General features: G+C 38.4%; 16 protein-coding genes. 6 read left to right on the top strand and 10 right to left on the bottom strand.

Translation table 11 applies throughout. From position 1 onward, the window contains the following. Positions 1-69 precede the first annotated feature (69 nt). Complete coding sequence (gene rimI / locus H0S58_RS10590; protein ID WP_195726495.1) at positions 70-528, top strand: ribosomal protein S18-alanine N-acetyltransferase; 459 nt, start codon at positions 70-72, stop codon at positions 526-528. 10 nt (positions 529-538) lie between these two features. Here rimI and H0S58_RS10585 read toward each other — a convergent pair whose 3' ends face one another. The 4 genes from H0S58_RS10585 to trxB all read right to left on the bottom strand — a co-directional run bounded on the left by H0S58_RS10585 (position 539) and on the right by trxB (position 4,772). Beyond that, positions 539-1,357 carry an arginyltransferase gene (locus tag H0S58_RS10585; protein WP_195726494.1) on the bottom strand — a complete coding sequence of 273 codons (819 nt, stop codon included), beginning with the start codon at positions 1,355-1,357 and terminating at the stop codon, positions 539-541. A gap of 21 nt (positions 1,358-1,378) precedes the next feature. Continuing rightward, the gene (gene aat / locus H0S58_RS10580) at positions 1,379-2,104 is read right to left on the bottom strand and encodes a leucyl/phenylalanyl-tRNA--protein transferase (RefSeq protein WP_195726493.1); all 726 of its coding nucleotides are present in this window, start codon (positions 2,102-2,104) and stop codon (positions 1,379-1,381) included. 59 nt (positions 2,105-2,163) lie between these two features. Next, positions 2,164-3,714 carry a class I SAM-dependent methyltransferase gene (locus tag H0S58_RS10575; RefSeq protein WP_195726492.1) on the bottom strand — a complete coding sequence of 517 codons (1,551 nt, stop codon included), beginning with the start codon at positions 3,712-3,714 and terminating at the stop codon, positions 2,164-2,166. Between the two features lie 101 nt (positions 3,715-3,815). Further along, positions 3,816-4,772 (bottom strand): thioredoxin-disulfide reductase, encoded by a 957-nt coding sequence (gene trxB, locus H0S58_RS10570; RefSeq protein ID WP_053579712.1) that lies wholly within the window; start codon positions 4,770-4,772, stop codon positions 3,816-3,818. Positions 4,773-5,059: 287 nt separating this feature from the next. Between trxB and H0S58_RS10565 the strand changes: the two genes are divergently transcribed. After that, positions 5,060-8,122, top strand: coding sequence for a DNA translocase FtsK (locus tag H0S58_RS10565; protein WP_195726491.1), 3,063 nt, complete (start codon positions 5,060-5,062; stop codon positions 8,120-8,122). A gap of 148 nt (positions 8,123-8,270) precedes the next feature. Beyond that, positions 8,271-9,173, top strand: coding sequence for an AEC family transporter (locus H0S58_RS10560; protein WP_195726490.1), 903 nt, complete (start codon positions 8,271-8,273; stop codon positions 9,171-9,173). A gap of 73 nt (positions 9,174-9,246) precedes the next feature. Here the strand turns inward: H0S58_RS10560 and H0S58_RS10555 are convergent, their stop codons facing one another. The 6 genes from H0S58_RS10555 to H0S58_RS10530 form a co-directional block, all read right to left on the bottom strand. After that, a complete protein-coding gene (locus H0S58_RS10555; RefSeq protein WP_053579715.1) occupies positions 9,247-9,534 on the bottom strand; it encodes a PA4642 family protein in 288 nt (95 codons plus the stop codon). Between the two features lie 189 nt (positions 9,535-9,723). Beyond that, complete coding sequence (gene minE, locus H0S58_RS10550; protein ID WP_053579716.1) at positions 9,724-9,996, bottom strand: cell division topological specificity factor MinE; 273 nt, start codon at positions 9,994-9,996, stop codon at positions 9,724-9,726. Positions 9,997-9,999: 3 nt separating this feature from the next. Then, entirely contained in the window at positions 10,000-10,812 is an 813-nt protein-coding gene (minD, locus tag H0S58_RS10545; RefSeq protein ID WP_053579717.1) for a septum site-determining protein MinD, read from the bottom strand. A 66-nt stretch (positions 10,813-10,878) separates the two neighbouring features. Further along, positions 10,879-11,586 (bottom strand): septum site-determining protein MinC, encoded by a 708-nt coding sequence (gene minC / locus H0S58_RS10540; RefSeq protein ID WP_406741601.1) that lies wholly within the window; start codon positions 11,584-11,586, stop codon positions 10,879-10,881. Positions 11,587-11,734: 148 nt separating this feature from the next. Then, positions 11,735-12,805, bottom strand: coding sequence for a preprotein translocase subunit SecA (locus tag H0S58_RS10535; protein ID WP_406741599.1), 1,071 nt, complete (start codon positions 12,803-12,805; stop codon positions 11,735-11,737). Positions 12,806-12,824: 19 nt separating this feature from the next. Beyond that, on the bottom strand, positions 12,825-13,751 hold the full coding sequence (locus H0S58_RS10530; protein ID WP_195726489.1) for an acyltransferase: 927 nt from the start codon (positions 13,749-13,751) through the stop codon (positions 12,825-12,827). A 244-nt stretch (positions 13,752-13,995) separates the two neighbouring features. Here H0S58_RS10530 and H0S58_RS10525 point away from each other — a divergent pair, with 244 nt between their 5' ends. From H0S58_RS10525 to dut, 3 genes are all read left to right on the top strand, one after another. Beyond that, the gene (locus tag H0S58_RS10525; RefSeq protein WP_092719337.1) at positions 13,996-14,628 is read left to right on the top strand and encodes an OmpA family protein; all 633 of its coding nucleotides are present in this window, start codon (positions 13,996-13,998) and stop codon (positions 14,626-14,628) included. Positions 14,629-14,755: 127 nt separating this feature from the next. Continuing rightward, positions 14,756-16,795 carry a UvrD-helicase domain-containing protein gene (locus H0S58_RS10520; RefSeq protein WP_193891967.1) on the top strand — a complete coding sequence of 680 codons (2,040 nt, stop codon included), beginning with the start codon at positions 14,756-14,758 and terminating at the stop codon, positions 16,793-16,795. A 35-nt stretch (positions 16,796-16,830) separates the two neighbouring features. Then, positions 16,831-17,283 (top strand): dUTP diphosphatase, encoded by a 453-nt coding sequence (gene dut, locus H0S58_RS10515; RefSeq protein WP_053579723.1) that lies wholly within the window; start codon positions 16,831-16,833, stop codon positions 17,281-17,283. Positions 17,284-17,634: the final 351 nt, after the last annotated feature.

Genomic DNA, 17,634 nt, shown 5'->3' with positions numbered 1-17,634 from the left:
CCTTTTGTCAGTCTATGATGTCTGTATGCTTTATAATAATAACGACTGAATTAAAAAATGTTTCCTTACATGATCCGTTCAATGCATAGCTCTGATCTTGCGGCAGTGACCGCAATTGAACAACTCGTTCAAAGCCATCCTTGGAATGAGCAACAATTTAAAGAGTCTATAGGGGCTTATCACAGTACTGTGATTGAACAGGAAGGGGATGTAGTAGGTTTTTGTATATTACAACCCGTTTTAGATGAGGCAAACTTATTGCTTATGGCTGTTCATCCGAGTCAACAAGGTAAGGGTTTGGGATTTAAATTGCTCGATGCGTCACTCAACCAATTAAAAAATAATCCTCTCCAAGTCTTTTTAGAAGTTCGAGAAAGTAATCATCCTGCGATTGCTTTATATGAAAAATCGGGTTTCCATCAAATTGATTTAAGGAAAAATTATTATCCAAAAGCCGATGGCTCTCGTGAGCATGCCATTATTATGGTGAAATCTTGCAGTGATGACTTTGCTGCATTATTTAGATAAAGAGTATGTGTTATTTAATAATTGGATTATTCCATCCAGAGGGTAAGGTGCTCATTAAGGAGTTTCCTAATTGTTGAATTTCTTCGTGATTTAATAAGCGATTTAAACGTCGCCATTGCCCATCTATCAATAACTCCAAAGGTACATATTGGGATTTGTAGTTCATTTTGTGTGAATGTGGTACCCAATAGCCTAAATAGACATAAGGTAAACCTAATGCTCGCGCATGCTCAATTTGTTTGAGCACTGCAAATACGCCCAGAGAACGACGGCTTTGATCTGGGTCAAAGAAAGTATAAACCGCAGAAATACCATCATCGAGCGGGTCGCAACTGGAAACACAAATGAGTTTATCTTCTTGCCAAAATTCAATAAAAAAACTGTCTGTACAGCTTTGCATTAAAAACTTTTCAAACTGATCGAGATTGGCTGGAAACATATCACCATCTGCATGGCGTTCATTAATATAGCGCTCATACAATGCATAATGTATTTCTTCAGAGGCATCTTGAGCACGGGTTATTTTGAGTGTGAGGTCTTGATTGCGTTTCCAGGCTTTTCTTTGTGTACTGTTCATTTCAAAGTCATTCACTGGAATGCGGCAAGATAAACATTGACGGCATAGATGACATTCTGGACGATAGACAAAATCACCGCTACGTCTAAATCCTACACGAGATAGTTCAGATAAACTCACGACATCAATACGATGGGCAGGATCTAAAAAAACCATACGTGCTGATTTTTTTTCTAGATAGCTGCAACTATGAGGTGGTGTAATATAATACTGTAAATCATTTAACAGGGACTTTGGGTGATACGAGTTCATAACAAGTTCCCTCTATTATTGTCATTCAAGGAGTCGTGCTTTTTGCACTATTGTTTTACTTGAAAATACACCCTCTTGATATTTTTTCCAATCTATTGCAGGCTGTTTAACAACATCTTGTAACGAATTAAGATACGCTTGACGAGAAAGTGTACAAGCACCTAAGCTTAAAAGGTGATCGTTGACCAATTGGCAGTCAATCCAAGGCAAATGATTTTCTTGACCGATGCGCATTAAAGTATAAAAAGCCATTTTCGAGACATCGGTTTGCGTACTAAACATAGATTCACCAAAACAACCTTGTCCAATCGTCACGCCATATAAGCCGCCGACTATTTTGCCCTCATCCCAAACTTCAATACTATAGGCATAACCTGCATCAAATAATTGACAATAACCTTCAATAATTTCTTCAGAAATCCAAGTGTCTTCGGCATAGCTTCGCGGAAGTGAGCATGAGCGAATGACACGCTCAAAAGCATGGTTGACTGTAATTTTATAATCGAACTTTTTCATATTACGAATTAATGACTTGCTCGGATGATAAGCAGCAGGATCAATGATGCAACGTGGTTCAGGACTCCACCAGCAAATCGGCTCATCTTCAGAAAACCAAGGAAATAAGCCATGCGTATATGCTTCAAAAAGTGTAGCAGGGGACAGGTCGGCACCAATACAAATGAGACCTTGTTCATCAGGATCTGCTTCAATGGGGTCGGGGAAATGATATTGGGATAATGGAAGCATCGTAGATATCTAAAAAGGATTGGCACTATTCTAGCGAATCCTTTTTCGATAAAAATCTTTTAATTGAAAAGTTTGAGTTGTTTTGCGATTTGAATTTTATCGCTGTCAATAAACTCTTGTGCTTTCAATTCCAAAATACGCAATGTTTCGGTTTTATCTGTCACAGATTTTCCATTTTGGTCAATCACTAACCATTTTAATGCGGTCAGTACTTCAGATACATATTCAGCAAATTGGGAGGCTGTTTTTAAATGTTCTAAGAAATATGCGCGATAAAATAATTGAGTAAAATGATCTGTAGGCATTCCAATACCTGTGGTTGCGCTAGCAAGAACTTGATAATGGGCTTGGTAACTGGCTTGTTCTAAAAAGTAGAGATTGATTTTTTGAGATTGCTCAATCATCTCTGGTGTAGTGTTATTTTGGCAAGGTTGGGCTAAGCCTAGGTGACATAAAATCACCAATCCATTTAAAATTTGGTGATAATTCAGAGCTGGAATGAGGGTTTCGAGTTCTTTGATCGTCAGTGGCGTATAAGATTTTTGTTTAAATAATTTGCCTATAGGTTCATAAATTTCTTGTATCAGATTAAATTCACCCAAGGAGCCATTAATTGTTTTAGGAATTTTTTCAGGTGAAATTAATAGCATAAATGCTGTATTACGTAGCCGTTGCTGAGTTTGTAAGGGTGTTAAATTATTTTTACCTCGAATAAAAAGATCACGCCTAAATTGCGTATTGGCAAAATAATCACGGCACTGTTCTTTGAAAATGGGATGTTCTATCGCATTGATAAACTCTTGATGTTCAGTAGAGAAGTTAATGCTATCAAGATGAACATTTAAGTCGGTGGAACCTGCATAAGATAATTTGATATCTTCTAAAGTTCGTACCACTTGCTGAAACGAAAAACATTGCCAGTCTTGATTCAAATATTCATGAATCAGATAGTTCGGATTCTGATTTTTAAGTTCTTGAACTTTATTCAAGGCATTTGGATTGCGTTGAGCAAAATGAGGATTTTGCTTCAATAACTCTTCACTAAAATTTAGAGCATCTTCTACTTTTTGAATGGGGTTGGTGCTGGTGCTGGTAAATTTAAAATGACTATGAAACAATTCTCGGATAGGCATATTTGCTGCCCATCCAGTTACACAATTATAACTGATGTAAACAATCCCATTTGGTTTTAAATATTTTCGAATAAATTTTAAAATAATATGTTGGTTTTCATGGCTGATCCAACTCCAGATTCCATGTAAGCTAATCGAATCGAAAAGGGGGAGTTGTTTATTTAAAAGTTCTTCGAAACTGTCATCATAAAAATAGTGCTCACTTTGGCTTTGTTCTGCAAGTACATTGGCATGGGCTGCGTGAGCTGGATTAAAGTCAGTACCGTAAAAGGTGCCGAAACTGGCTGATGCATGAATATTTAAGCTAACACCTTGCCCAAAACCAAGTTCACAATGCTTGTGTTCGCTATTATTCTCAGGACAATCTACGCCATTTAAAAGAAGACAAAACTTTTGGTAATTTGGACTGAGATCTTTGTAATAACCATAAGTATAATTTACCGTAGTTTGATAGCCATCCGTCCAATTGGTTGTCATTTTTTTCCCCTCTAAATTTTTATTCAACTTTTATAATTTTATAACGTATTGTTAGATGAATATAAAACCATAATTGAGTGGTTTTATATTCATCACTACTTTTATTTCACTAATGCATCCAAATATTTTTCAGCATCAAGTGCGGCCATACAGCCTGAACCTGCTGAAGTAATCGCTTGGCGATAAACACTATCAGCAATATCGCCTGCGGCAAATACGCCTGCAACAGAAGCTGCGGTTGCATTACCTGAGGTACCACTTTGTACTTGAATATACCCATCACGCAAATTCAATTGCCCTTCAAACATGCTGCTATTGGGTTTATGACCAATCGCAACAAATAAGCCTGTCACTTCTACATCTTGTTGAACGTTATCTTGAGTCGACTGCAAACGTACCGCAGTTACACCAGACTTGCTATCACCGAGCACTTCTTCAACTTGGTGGTTCCAAATAATGCTGATTTTGCCTTCTTTTTCTTTCTCGAACAGATGATCTTGAAGAATTTTTTCAGAGCGCAATGAGTCACGGCGGTGAACTAAAGTGACATGAGAAGCAATATTCGATAAATAAAGCGCCTCTTCAACTGCAGTGTTCCCACCACCGACTACCATGACTTTTTGATTTTTATAGAAAAAACCATCACAGGTAGCACATGCACTTACACCTTGTCCCATATATTTAGTTTCAGACTCAAGACCTAAATACTGTGCCGTTGCACCTGTAGCAATAATCAGAGCATCACAGGTAAATTCATCCATGTCACCTTTTAGAACGAAAGGGCGTACGTTTAAATCAACTTCATTAATATGATCGTAAATAATTTCAGTGCCAAAACGTTCAGCATGCGCTTGCATACGTTCCATAAGTGCAGGCCCTGTTAAACCTTCTGGATCACCTGGCCAGTTGTCAACATCAGTAGTGGTGGTCAATTGTCCACCGAGCTGCAAGCCCGCAATCAGTGTTGGCTTCAAGTTGGCACGCGCAGCGTATACTGCTGCGCTATAACCGGCAGGTCCTGAACCAAGAATAATTAAACGTGAGTGACGAGCGCTCATTCGCGGCATCCTTTTTTTATTTAGAAATTTGTGGAATTATACGTGAAACTCTATACAAGTTGTGTGAGTTCAGCGTCGATAATATTGATCAATGAAATCGATTTAAGCTATATAGGATAAGAAGGTTGCGCTAGATTATGGGTTTTAAAAATAAGTAAGCAGTGAGCTCTACATAATATTGCATCTTTTTCCTTGGAACAGGTGCATAATATCGAGTCTAATTGTGGAACTATTTTGCTTTAGTTTCTTGCAAAAACATAAATGAAAAATTGGTTACAGGACAGTATATGACTGCGGTGTCGAGTGTTTATGCACAGCGCTTAATAATGACATTATTTTTAGTCTCATTTGGAATTTATTTATTCCTTGCAACAGTGACATACACGCCTTTTGATCCAGGCTGGATGCATATTTCCAGTGATACTCAACAGGTGTCAAATGCCAGTGGTGTAGCAGGCGCATGGATAGCAGATTTACTTTTCGGCTTTTTAGGCTGGGCAAGTTTACTTATTCCGGTTTTTTTATTTGTTGAAGCCATTCAAGTTTGGTGGCCTTATAGTTTTTTAAATAAACCCTTTCGTTATTCTGCACAGTTCTTTATTTTATTGGCCAGTGCGAGTTTATTGTATTTATATTGGCAAGTGCCTGCCGATACTTTAGACAATTCATCGGGGGGGATTATTGGTTATGAATTGGGAGAAAGCCTGTCTCAAATTTTAACCATTTATGGCGCTACCATTTTTCTGGTGATCTTTTGGTTTGTGTTATTTACACTCGCCTTTGGAGTGAAGTGGAATAGAACATGGGCCACGCTTAAAGCGACACCAGCATATCTACAAGATCTATTTTATAAAAATGTTCCCGAAACTGAATCTGCTTTTGATCGTACTACGCCTGAAATTAAAAAGCCTTTAAATAGTACTGAACAAAAAACGATAGTAAAAAATTTAAAGGCTGTGCCAGAATCTGTCGATGCGCAACCATCTTTAGTGAATGCACACGACCATGTTGCAGAGCGTTTATTTAATGATATGGTTGAAAAAGAACATGATGCACAGCAACCGTTGATTGATGAAGAAGATGAAGCTGAGTTTGAACAGGTTTTAGAAAAAGCCCATCGTTTAGAAGTAAACACCCAACGTGTTGTGGCGACAGGTGAAGTTTGGCGTGCATTAAATTCAGATACGAACCAAACCCACAGACAAGATATAGACGCTTTATTAAAAGCAGCAGAAGAATCGGATACGCATACACCGAATCAACATTTTAATACGGTTATTCAGGATCAAACACAAACAAACGCCGCTCCTAGCTCTAAACAAAATTTAGATTGGGATGATGATGAGATTTTTGATGAATTATTGGCTGCTGTACCGAATGGCAAAACAGCAACAGATGTTCATACACCATTTAATCCGATAGACCGAGAATCTAGATCCACTCAAGCCGAAGAAAAAATTGCGGCAAGCTCTATTGTTGCTGCTGCACCTTTATTAAAAACGACACCGAAGAATCAAGCACAGGATACTCAGTTTGATGAATTGGATGATTTGCTGATAGAAGACTTGTTGGTCGATGAGGCTAAACCCTCAGCACAGCCTGCGCGAACTGTCAGTAGTTATGCCCAATCTTCTGCATTCGTTCGCGCAGAGATCAATACTCAACCGCAGCAATCGATCATTTCTGAAGATGAAAAAGCCTTAATCTCATCAAATAAAGATGTGTTTCGTGAAGTATGGCAGGAAACAGCGGGTAAACCTTCAGTAGATGAACTGGCTGAAGATGATTTTGATTTAGATGCACCATTGACAGATGCAATGGGCCGTCCGATGTCGCTTTCGATGCAAGTGGCACAAAAACGCCGTGATTTACCAACTCTGCCTGGTTTAGAATTGTTGGATAAAGTTGATCCCAACAAGAAAGTGAATTTTACTGCGGAACAGCTAGCGCGTTTGTCAGAACTTTTAGAAATTAAATTACAAGAATTTAATGTCAAAGCCAAAGTTGTAGAAGCACAACCTGGTCCAGTCGTGACACGTTTTGAACTTGATTTGGCACCGGGTGTGAAAGCTTCAAAAGTCACCAATATTTCGCGTGATTTAGCACGCTCAATGTCAATGGCATCTGTACGTGTAGTGGAGGTTATTCCAGGAAAACCATATATCGGGATTGAAGTACCGAACAGTGCGCGTGAAATGGTACGCCTGATTGAGTTATTAACTATTCCTGCATTTACTGACCCCAATAGCATTCTTTCAATGGCGATGGGTAAAGACATTTCGGGTAATCCTGTGATTGCTGATCTAGGTAAAGCACCGCATATGCTGGTTGCAGGTACAACAGGTTCAGGTAAATCGGTGGCAGTGAACTCGATGATTTTATCGATGCTATTGAAATATACGCCAGATCAATTGCGTTTAATTTTAATCGACCCGAAACAGTTGGAACTTGCCAACTATAATGATATTCCTCATTTATTGACGCCTGTGGTCACAGACATGAAAGATGCAGTTAATGCTCTGAATTGGTGTGTGAATGAAATGGAACGTCGTTATAAGCTGATGTCTTATTTGAAGATTCGTAAACTCAGTGACTATAACCGCAAGGTCGAGGAAGCGATTGCCAATGGCGAGGATTTAATCGACCCAACATGGAAAGCCAGTGATTCTGTTGTAGGTGAGCGTGCACCACGTCTCACGCCATTACCATCCATCGTTATTGTGGCTGATGAATTTGCCGACATGATTATGCAGGTGGGTAAAAAAGCAGAAGAAATGATTACTCGTTTGGCACAAAAATCTCGTGCTGCGGGAATTCACTTGTTACTTGCAACTCAGCGTCCATCCGTCGATGTGATTACTGGTTTGATTAAAGCGAATATTCCAACGCGTGTCGCTTTACGGGTAAACAGTAAAATTGATTCACGTACCATTTTGGATGCAGGTGGAGCAGAAGACTTACTCGGACATGGTGATATGCTGTTCCTAGGACCAGGCAAAATTGAACCAGAACGTGTCCACGGTGCTTTTATTTCCGATGATGAAGTAAACAATATCTGTGATGCATGGCGTGAACGTGCTGCTCCGAATTATGTCGATGAAATTCTGACGCCTTATGATGAAGAACCAACTTCACGTGGGTTTGAAGATGGCGATGGTGGTTCAGATCGTGATGCTTTATATGATCAATGTGTCTCCTTTGTTTTAGAAACACGTAAAGCATCAACGTCTTCGTTACAACGTAAATTCAGTCTAGGTTATAACCGTGCTGCACGGATTATCGATCAGATGGAAGAAAGTGGTATCGTAAGTGCAATGGGCGCGAATGGTAAACGAGAAATTTTAGTTTAAAGCTTATGGTGATATTTAAGACCTGCATCTGCAGGTCTTTTTTTGAATTAGCAAAATATACTATAAAAATTAAATAAATAGTGATGGAGATATATGCTACATCATTGAGTATATAATTCAGATTAAAAACTGGAGAGACGCAGAAATCATGAATGTTGTTGTGGCGTTATTTCCATTGATTATTTTAATTATGATGGGTTATGGATTTAAACGAATTGAATTTTTAACAGATGAATTTTGGCGTGGTGCTGAAAAACTCAATTATATGATTCTATTTCCCATTTTACTGTTTAACAGTTTGGCGTATATCAAATTTGAAGTGGTAGCACTGATGAAGGTGTTATTGGCACTCTTGATTATTATTGTGCTGAGCAGCTTAATGTTATGGGTAATGAAGGTCATTTTTAATATTCCTGTTGCACGTTTTGGGGTGTATGTGCAAAGTCAAATTCGTTTCAATACTTATATTGGCTTATCCATTACTTCTTTACTGTTTGGCACACAAGGCATGCAAATCTTTGCCATGATGATTGCCTTCGCAATTCCGTTGGTTAATGTCATATCTATTTTATCTTTTACCCAAGCTCAGCAGTTAAAACCGCAACAGATCTTTATCTCTATCATCAAAAATCCTTTAATTGGGGGGTGTATCGTCGGCATTATTTTTAATCTAATGCAAGGATCATTATTTTCAGGTGTAGAGCAAGTATTGAAATTTTTGGCCAGTATGAGTTTGCCATTAGGTCTTATTTCTGTGGGTGCGGCTTTGCAGTTTGCTCAACTGAAACAGGATTATGCACGTCTACTCATAAATACTTTAGGCCGCTTAATCGTCATGCCGAGTGTGGCTTATTTGATTTGTTCTTTGTTGGGGCTCAGTCACTTTGAAACAATGATTTTGGTGGTTTTTTTCTCATTACCGACTGCATCGGCAGCGTATATTTTAACTCGATACTTACAAGGTGACAGTCAGTTGATGGCAAGCGTAATTAGCTTACAAACCTTAGGTTTTGCATTTACCTTTCCAATCCTAATATTCTTAATATCTTGATGTAAAAATTTTAAAGTATGCATAAAAAAACCGATTTATTTTTAAAATAGATCGGTTTTTTAACAATTAGATATTAGGCAAATTTTGCAAGAACGTCTAAAAATTCGTCTTTTTGGCGAGGATAAGTCGCAATAACATCGTGAATACGCTGACCTTCAAGGTTGATGGCATTAATATTACGCCCATCCGCTGCGAACTGAGTCAATAAGCGCTCGTAATCATTTGGACGCATATGTTTAAATGCATGATAAAGCACATGAAAATCGGCATTCACACCTTCAGGAGGAAGCTGAGTTAAATAGGCAAATACACGCTCATCTGACCATTCTTCATTGAATGTGGCTGGCTGAGATAATGCCATGACAATCTCCTAAATCTGTTGAATAAAATAAATAAAAGGCAAAATATGAGACTACATCAGCAAAGCATTGCTTTGCCTAGTGGTAAGGCTTGAAGCAATACTTTAATTGGACTGAATAAGATGAAACACCTCTTCAGCTATCCGCATATTTTGCCTTGAATCAATTTGCTTGACTAATCAATAATCAGATTATCGCTCTTCAGGCAAATTGATATTCATTTCCAACATTTCGATATTCGCTTCAGAACGAACAGACATTTGAATATGTTGTTCATCTACACCGCGGACATAACGGTTGACCACTTGCATGATTTCTTTTTTCATCTGGTCAATTTTGTCTTGGCTTAAACGCTTACCTAAACCTTGCTCAGAGGCAACAATCACTTTTAAACGGTCTTTAGCAGTTTGTGCGCTTGAAGGTTTATCCTCGTTGTTGAATAATTTACTCCAGAATCCTGCCATGTCTTACGCTCCAAATAGTCGTGCTAACCAACCCTTAGGTTTTACAGTAATATGACGGTAAGGACGTTCATCACCTAGAAAACGCGCCACTAAATCATCATAAGCCTGACCGGCTTCTGTTTCTTGAAAAAGAATAACAGGTTTGCCTTCGTTAGATGCTTGCAGCACAATCTCACATTCAGGAATAACGCCAAGCGTTGGTACGCGTAAAATATCTTTAGAAATATCGTCAATGGTTAACATTTCTTGTTTATCAGCACGTTCAGGGTTGAAACGTGTAATGCAGAGATGTTTACGGATACGACCTTCGTTTTGTTCAACTTTTTTAGTCTTGCTGTCTAACATACCAATAATACGGTCAGAGTCACGTACTGAAGAAATTTCAGGATTGGTCACAATGATCGCTTCATCGGCATGATACATGGCAAGAATAGCGCCGCGTTCAATTCCCGCAGGAGAGTCGCAAATAATATAATCAAACTCTTGAGAAAGTTCATCCATCACACGTGCAACGCCTTCATCGGTTAGGGCGTCTTTATCACGGGTTTGTGATGCAGGTAAAATGTATAAATTTTCGATATCTTTATCGCGAATCAGTGCTTGTTGAAGTCGAGCTTCATTATTTAACACATTTACAAAATCATAAACTACTCGACGTTCACAACCCATAATCAAATCAAGGTTACGTAAACCTACGTCAAAATCAATCACAACAGTTTTGTGACCGCGAAGGGCTAAACCTGTTGCAAAAGATGCACTTGTTGTAGTTTTACCCACGCCACCTTTGCCTGATGTTACGACAACAATTTTCGCCACCGAATCCACTCCTGTTATGGTTCAAATCCCCTTTATAATATGGGGCTTTAGCTGTTTATTTATACATTAAAATTCGAGAACTTCAAATACAAGCTCTTGCTGGTCATTGAGGTAAATATGCACAGATTTTTTTAAGACATGTTGAGGAATGTCATCTGCGACACAATAAGTACCTGCAATAGAGACCAATTCTGCTTCAAGGGAATGGCAAAATATACGTGCCGCACCGTTCCCGCCTGCGCCGGCAATGACTCTACCACGGGCGCTACCATAAATATGTATATTTCCTGAAGCAATCACTTCAGCACCGCTGTTAAAGCCTGCGTTCAGAATAATATCGCCATGATCCTGAACCAAGCATTGGCCTGTACGTAAGATTTCATTGTGATAAGAAGTCACATGATTGACGATTTGTTCCGATGAACTACTGTCATTTTCTTCTAATGTCGGTAACTTCGATTTAAGTGATTCAGGTTTAACTGCAACCACTTGTTCGGTCGTGGCTTTAATGCGCTGTAAAGATTGATTGGCTGCGGGTAAAACAGGGAATTGAATGGCAATTGCCTGATCGCTCAGTAAGCCATCAATGACGCCCATGGGTTGCAAATCTAAACTAATCAATAATTGGATCAGTGCAATCAATTCCTGTTCGACAGTACTGTCAATCACCACTAAAGTGCCATGAGAAGCTGTATCTTGAAGCATTTGAGTCAATTGCTGGCGGATTGCGTGATGATCATTGGTGTCAAAAGTTAATCTCGTAAAATTAACCATTCTGCCTGTAATCCGTATATCAGCCATAATTATTCCTTAAGTCTTTTGACTCATTCATTTTATGTTCAAGTAGTGAGGTAATTAGAGCAAATCCTAGAGCAAATTCAATATTTTCTCTAGCAACGTTTGAAATATTTTTATTTTTTGCTCATTCTTTCACTTGATCCTGTTGTTGCATCTGAATCAACCATTGTTTGACCTGTACTTGCTTACGAATCGCGGCCAAACTTTCAAACACTGCAGACTCGACCAGTTTTTCCAAGTGAGGATTATCTTCAAGTTCCAGTGTGCTGATTTTATGGGCAATATGTTGATAAATATTTTGTCCACTATTCAGATTGTTTTTGTTTTGAGGGGTGTTGGGTGTAAAAGGATCAATCAAACCTTGTGTAATATTTTCCCCAAGGCGTTGTCCAATGCTTTGGATTTGTTGTTCTATACGACTACCAACCAAAGGAATAAGCCTCAGTAACTGGGTAAGCTCTGGTGTGTCCTCAATCGCTTGATTCACAATACTACCGACATTTTGGGCAATCAAATGACGTTGTGCTTGTAATTCTGTACTTAAGGTATCTTGCAGAATATCGGCAAGAGCAGTTGCAAATAAGGTGCGATGATGTTCGACTAAATCATGAATAATAATTTTATGACTTGAGCTGGTTTCTAGTTCATTTTTTATGCCGTCTAATACATTAATGACAATCCGGTCGGATAACTCTTCCATGACTACACTGTAATAAAACTGTCCTTTCTTTTGTAAGGAGGTGGGTACAACTTTATAGCCCATTTCATGTAAACGGTAGGCAATGATACCCGCACGAAATAAACGTAAAAAACGTAAATGTGGGATAATGGCCAGAACTTCATACCAGTGAATAAAGGGGAAAAAAAACCAGCGCTGATGATGGCGTTGTACAATCGCAATGCCCCAGCGAATGATTAATTCTGCAATCAGGAAAATAATAAACCAAGCTTCTGTAGTCACTACCCAAGGATGCAAATGAGTACGGTAAAAATTCAGCACATCCAGCAACTGAATGCTCTGAAAAAACCAAGCACCTATATTGCTCATCAGGAACAAATTTGCACCCAAGCAAAATAAGTTGAAAGTAATAATAAACACCATAAAGATGTCATAAATCAGAAAGAGTTTGAAAGACAAACTCTGTGGATCTAGATGGTGATATTTAGATTTTGTTTTCATCGTGTTCTGCATCATGGGTTAAAGCGTCACCAATTTAGACTTGAGTGGCTCGATATTGCTGTTTCATATGTTCAATTAATTGGTCTTTTTCGACCCACAATTCATGTACCCAATGCTGAAAGCGTTCCCGATATTCAGCATCCTCTTCATAATTGTTGCCCAATACCCAACTTGGAATTTCAATTTTACGCAGATTAACCGCGATACGATTGACATCTCCTAACCAAAAATCACCATAACCTGGCGCACCGTCAGGATAAACAATGGTCATATCCACCAAAGCATCAATTTTGTCACCTAAAATATTCAAAGCCAAAGCTAAACCGCCTGCTTTGGGTTTAAGTAAATGTTGATAAGGTGAGTGTTGCTCCGCATGTTTTTCTGGAGTAAAACGCGTTCCTTCTAAATAGTTAAGCAAAGTAAAAGGTTGGCTGAGTAACTGTTCACATGCTTTACGTGATTCTTCCATATCACGAGTTTTTAATTCTGGATTTTTTTCAATCTGTTCCTTGCTATGGCGCTTCATCATAGGGAAACCCAAAATTTTAAAAGCTTGTCCCACAAATGGAATAAAAATAAGTTCCCACTTGGTAAAGAAACGGGTCAGTGGCATTCGAGTTAAGCCAAAATATTGATTGACGGTCGTGTCGACCCAACTTTGGTGATTACAGGTCATCAAATAACGGCCTTGCATACTTAAGTCTAAATCATCATCAATGCTGATTTGCCATTCCAAATGCGGTAATACATGGTCAATCAGCCAGTTATTTACTCCTAACCAACTATTGGTAATATGAATATTGGTTTCATCGACTTTAGTTGATTGTTTAAAAAGCTTCGTCAATCCTAGGGCAAGCACAGGCGGACCATGGAAAAAAGTACTTCCCGTAATGACAGAGCCTACAGTCAGACCACGTGTTATTTTTTTTAATATGGGTTGCTTCTTGGTTTGCGATGACATATAAAAACTGTCCTAAGATGAAGTCGTGTAAATTTTTCAGTAGTTAATATAATTGTAGAACTCAAAATAAAAAAGCCTATTCATTCAACTGTGAAGTAATTGTGACGAAGTGAGTGCACAACACATCAAAAAATATGTCTAAATGTAACAAGACGTTTTTTTATTTACAAAAAATCAATGGTATGCCAGTTTTTTTTAATCCATCATCTCGCTATACAACAAAACACAAAGAAGGAGGCATGCGATGCGTGCATTAGTAATTTCAACTGTAGTTGGGGCTTTGGCACTTTCAGGCTGTCAAAATATGGAATATGACAAAGCAGCAATCGGTACTGGCTTGGGTGCCTTACTGGGTGCAGGTCTTGCATACTCTAATGCAGACAAAGATAAAATGGGTCAAGCTGCCGCAATTGGTGCAGTTGTAGGCGGTGGTGCAGGTTTGCTTCTTGATAAGAAAGAAAAACGTCTTCGTCAAGAATTGGCAGGTACAGGCGTAGATGTTGGTCGTAACCAAGATGGTTCGATTAATCTAGTGATGCCAAGTGTTACATTTGCAACCAATTCATCAACGATTCAATCTCAGTTCCAATCTGCATTGAATGATGTTGCTAAAGTACTTCGTGAAGATGGTACTTCAAGCAAATTGGCTTTAGTAATTCATGGTCACACTGACAATACTGGTAGTGATTCAATCAACAATCCATTGTCTCAAAACCGTGCTAACTCTGTGAAAAACTATTTAGCTTCACAAGGTATTTCAAGTTCACGTATGACAGCGAAAGGTTATGGTTCGTCTTCTCCAATTGCTGACAATTCAACAGCTGCGGGTCGTGAACAAAACCGTCGTGTAGAAATTTCAGTTTACGAAACTAAATAAACTGAGTTGAGTAATCAAAGAGGCCACCTTCGGGTGGTTTTTTTATGAATGTCAAATTTGTATTTTAGGTTATGCAAGATTGGCTCAGATGACTATAATCGAGCTCGAATCAAAACAAGGAAATACTATGTCGTCGGCAAGTCAACTCAATGACAAGCAACTTGAAGCCATGAAATACACTCAAGGACCCTTGTTAGTACTTGCAGGGGCAGGTTCAGGTAAAACTTCGGTGATTACCCGTAAAGTAGCGCACTTGGTTCAGAATTGCGGGATTCCTGCACATCGTATCACTGCTATGACGTTTACCAATAAAGCGGCACGTGAAATGAAAGAGCGTGTCGGAAAATTGTTGTCTCGTGAGGAAGCCAAAGGTCTTTCAGTTTCAACTTTTCATACTTTTGGTTTAAATCTACTTCGATTAGAACTTAAACATACGCCATTAAAAAATAATTTTTCAATCTTAGATGCCGATGACTGTAAGCGTATTCTTATGGATTTGATGCACCGAGATAATTTATCAGGTGCAGAAAGTAAAGAATTGATTGCGAAAGCCATGAGAATGATTTCGGATTGGAAAAATGATTTGATTCCGCCTGAACAAGCGCATACCACCTGTGAAACAGCGGAAGATGTTCAATTTGCGCATTTGTATCAATTGTATGAGCGTAATTTACGTGCCTACAATGCGGTGGATTTTGACGACTTGATTGTGATGCCAACGCGCCTCTTACAAGAAAATGCTGAAGTACGCGATAAATGGCAAAATCGAGTTCGTTATTTATTGGTGGATGAATATCAAGACACGAATACTGCACAATATATTTTAGTCAAACTATTGGTTGGGGTGATGGGACAATTCACTGCCGTTGGTGATGATGACCAATCTATTTATGCATGGCGTGGTGCAAAGCCTGAAAACATGGCTTTGCTGAAAGAAGATTTTCCTAATTTAAAGGTCATTAAGCTTGAGCAAAATTATCGTTCAACCAGCCGTATCTTAAAAGCAGCAAATACAGTCATCGGTAACAATCCGCATATTTTTGAGAAAAAACTGTGGTCAGATAAAGGCCATGGCGACATTATTCGAATTATTACTTGTCGCAATGATGATGATGAAGCTGAACGCGTGGTTAAAGATGTCATCACACATAAATTGATGAATGGTAAAAGCTGGAAAGACTATGCAATTTTGTATCGGGGAAATTTCCAAGCCCGTGTTTTAGAAACGCAACTGCGTCAAATGCAAATTCCATATAAATTATCGGGTGGGCAGTCATTTTTTGGTCGTGCTGAAATTAAAGATGTGATGAGCTATTTACGTATCATCATTAATCCAGAAGATGACAGCGCTTTTTTACGTATTATTAATACCCCGAAACGAGCCATTGGCCCAGTTACATTAGAAAAATTGGGTTTATTTGCTCAAGAAAACCATTTGTCTTTGCTGACAGCGGCGAGTGATCAGCGGTTGACTATGGTTATCCCTAGAAAAGCCACCACGCAATTGGCAGAATTTGCCGATTTTATTGGGAACTTTACCCGTAACTTACTAGAAGATGATGAGCCAGTACCCATTATTCGCCAAATGATGCTTGAAGCAGGCTACATCGATTATGTGAAAGAACAGGCAGCCACGCCAGCGCAAGAAAAAACCAAACTAGATAATATTGAAGTGCTTTATAGCAGTATTCAAAGTTTGATTAATCGTGCAGAAGATGTAGATGAAAAAAATATTGAAAGTGTGATTCGTAAAATGGTCTTGCTGGATATGTTAGAGCAGCAGCAGGAAGAGGAAGATACGGATAAGGTTAATCTTTTAACGCTTCATGCTGCAAAAGGGCTTGAATTTCCTTATGTATATATGATTGGTCTAGAAGAAGAATTATTGCCACATAAAAACTCGATTGCGGCAGAAACCATTGAGGAAGAACGCCGTTTAATGTACGTAGGCATTACCCGTGCACGACAAGGTTTAACACTGACTTTGGCTGAACAACGTAAAAATGGTGGTCAAATGAAACAAATGACGCCAAGCCGTTTTTTAGATGAATTACCTCAAGATGATTTGGACTGGTTGGGCCGTAAGAAAAAGTTAGCGGGCAATATTGATCCAAAATTACAAGCTCAGCATTATCTTGAAAATTTACGTGCGCTGATTAAGCGATAATTTACTCTTTAAACCATGCTATTAGGAAAGAACAGATGAAAGTTCAAGTAAAAGTACTCGATAAACGTTTAGGCAATGAATGGCCAATGCCGAGCTATGCGACTTCGGGGTCAGCAGGTTTAGATTTGCGAGCTTGTGTGGATGAAACAACGCTGATTGAACCGGGTCAAACGATCTTGGTGAAAACGGGATTGGCAATTTATATTGAAGACACTCAGTTTGCAGGATTAATTTTGCCACGTTCTGGTTTAGGGCATAAACACGGGATTGTTTTAGGCAATTTGGTGGGGTTGATTGATTCAGATTACCAAGGTGAATTAATGGTATCGGTTTGGAACCGTAGTCAAACTGCATTTACTTTAGAGCCTGGGGAACGTTTAGCACAATATGTTCTTGTTCCTGTTGTACATGCTGAGTTTGAACAAGTGGAAGAGTTTGTTGCAACTGAACGTGGTGCAGGCGGATTCGGGCATACAGGTCAGGGTTAAAATAAAAAATTAAGTAAATTTAACCTGATTCATTCATTTTGATTAATCAGGTTAAATTTTAATTCGATGTCTAATGTGATTGAAAAAATAAATTTTTAAATAAAAAATTGATTCTCAATTTCTTTTAATGATTATTTTGTTATTTATATTGATTTTGTATTTTTATGTAAATAATTGTTTTTGAAATAAAAATTTACGATAAAAATATTTTTTTAAATTTGATAAAATAATTAGATTTCAATTGAATAGCTATTCTTCAATATTGATTTTGTAAAACTTTATTCACATTGATTAAAAACAGCGAATCCTTTTAAAATATCAGCCTTGTCACAAAAGATGATTTATATAATG

This window comes from Acinetobacter sp. TTH0-4, from assembly GCF_015602665.1.
Classification (GTDB): domain Bacteria; phylum Pseudomonadota; class Gammaproteobacteria; order Pseudomonadales; family Moraxellaceae; genus Acinetobacter; species Acinetobacter albensis.
This window is presented reverse-complemented; position numbering and strand designations above follow the sequence as displayed.

Coding starts and splice junctions, on each gene's coding strand:
- H0S58_RS10560 (WP_195726490.1), top strand. CDS start 8,271: ATGAATGTTGTTGTGGCGTTATTTCCATTGATTATTTTAATTATGATG.
- H0S58_RS10575 (WP_195726492.1), bottom strand. CDS start 3,714: ATGACAACCAATTGGACGGATGGCTATCAAACTACGGTAAATTATACT.
- minE (WP_053579716.1), bottom strand. CDS start 9,996: ATGGCAGGATTCTGGAGTAAATTATTCAACAACGAGGATAAACCTTCA.
- H0S58_RS10530 (WP_195726489.1), bottom strand. CDS start 13,751: ATGTCATCGCAAACCAAGAAGCAACCCATATTAAAAAAAATAACACGT.
- H0S58_RS10535 (WP_406741599.1), bottom strand. CDS start 12,805: ATGATGCAGAACACGATGAAAACAAAATCTAAATATCACCATCTAGAT.
- H0S58_RS10520 (WP_193891967.1), top strand. CDS start 14,756: ATGTCGTCGGCAAGTCAACTCAATGACAAGCAACTTGAAGCCATGAAA.
- H0S58_RS10565 (WP_195726491.1), top strand. CDS start 5,060: ATGACTGCGGTGTCGAGTGTTTATGCACAGCGCTTAATAATGACATTA.
- minC (WP_406741601.1), bottom strand. CDS start 11,586: ATGGTTAATTTTACGAGATTAACTTTTGACACCAATGATCATCACGCA.
- dut (WP_053579723.1), top strand. CDS start 16,831: ATGAAAGTTCAAGTAAAAGTACTCGATAAACGTTTAGGCAATGAATGG.
- aat (WP_195726493.1), bottom strand. CDS start 2,104: ATGCTTCCATTATCCCAATATCATTTCCCCGACCCCATTGAAGCAGAT.
- H0S58_RS10525 (WP_092719337.1), top strand. CDS start 13,996: ATGCGTGCATTAGTAATTTCAACTGTAGTTGGGGCTTTGGCACTTTCA.
- H0S58_RS10585 (WP_195726494.1), bottom strand. CDS start 1,357: ATGAACTCGTATCACCCAAAGTCCCTGTTAAATGATTTACAGTATTAT.
- rimI (WP_195726495.1), top strand. CDS start 70: ATGATCCGTTCAATGCATAGCTCTGATCTTGCGGCAGTGACCGCAATT.
- H0S58_RS10555 (WP_053579715.1), bottom strand. CDS start 9,534: ATGGCATTATCTCAGCCAGCCACATTCAATGAAGAATGGTCAGATGAG.
- trxB (WP_053579712.1), bottom strand. CDS start 4,772: ATGAGCGCTCGTCACTCACGTTTAATTATTCTTGGTTCAGGACCTGCC.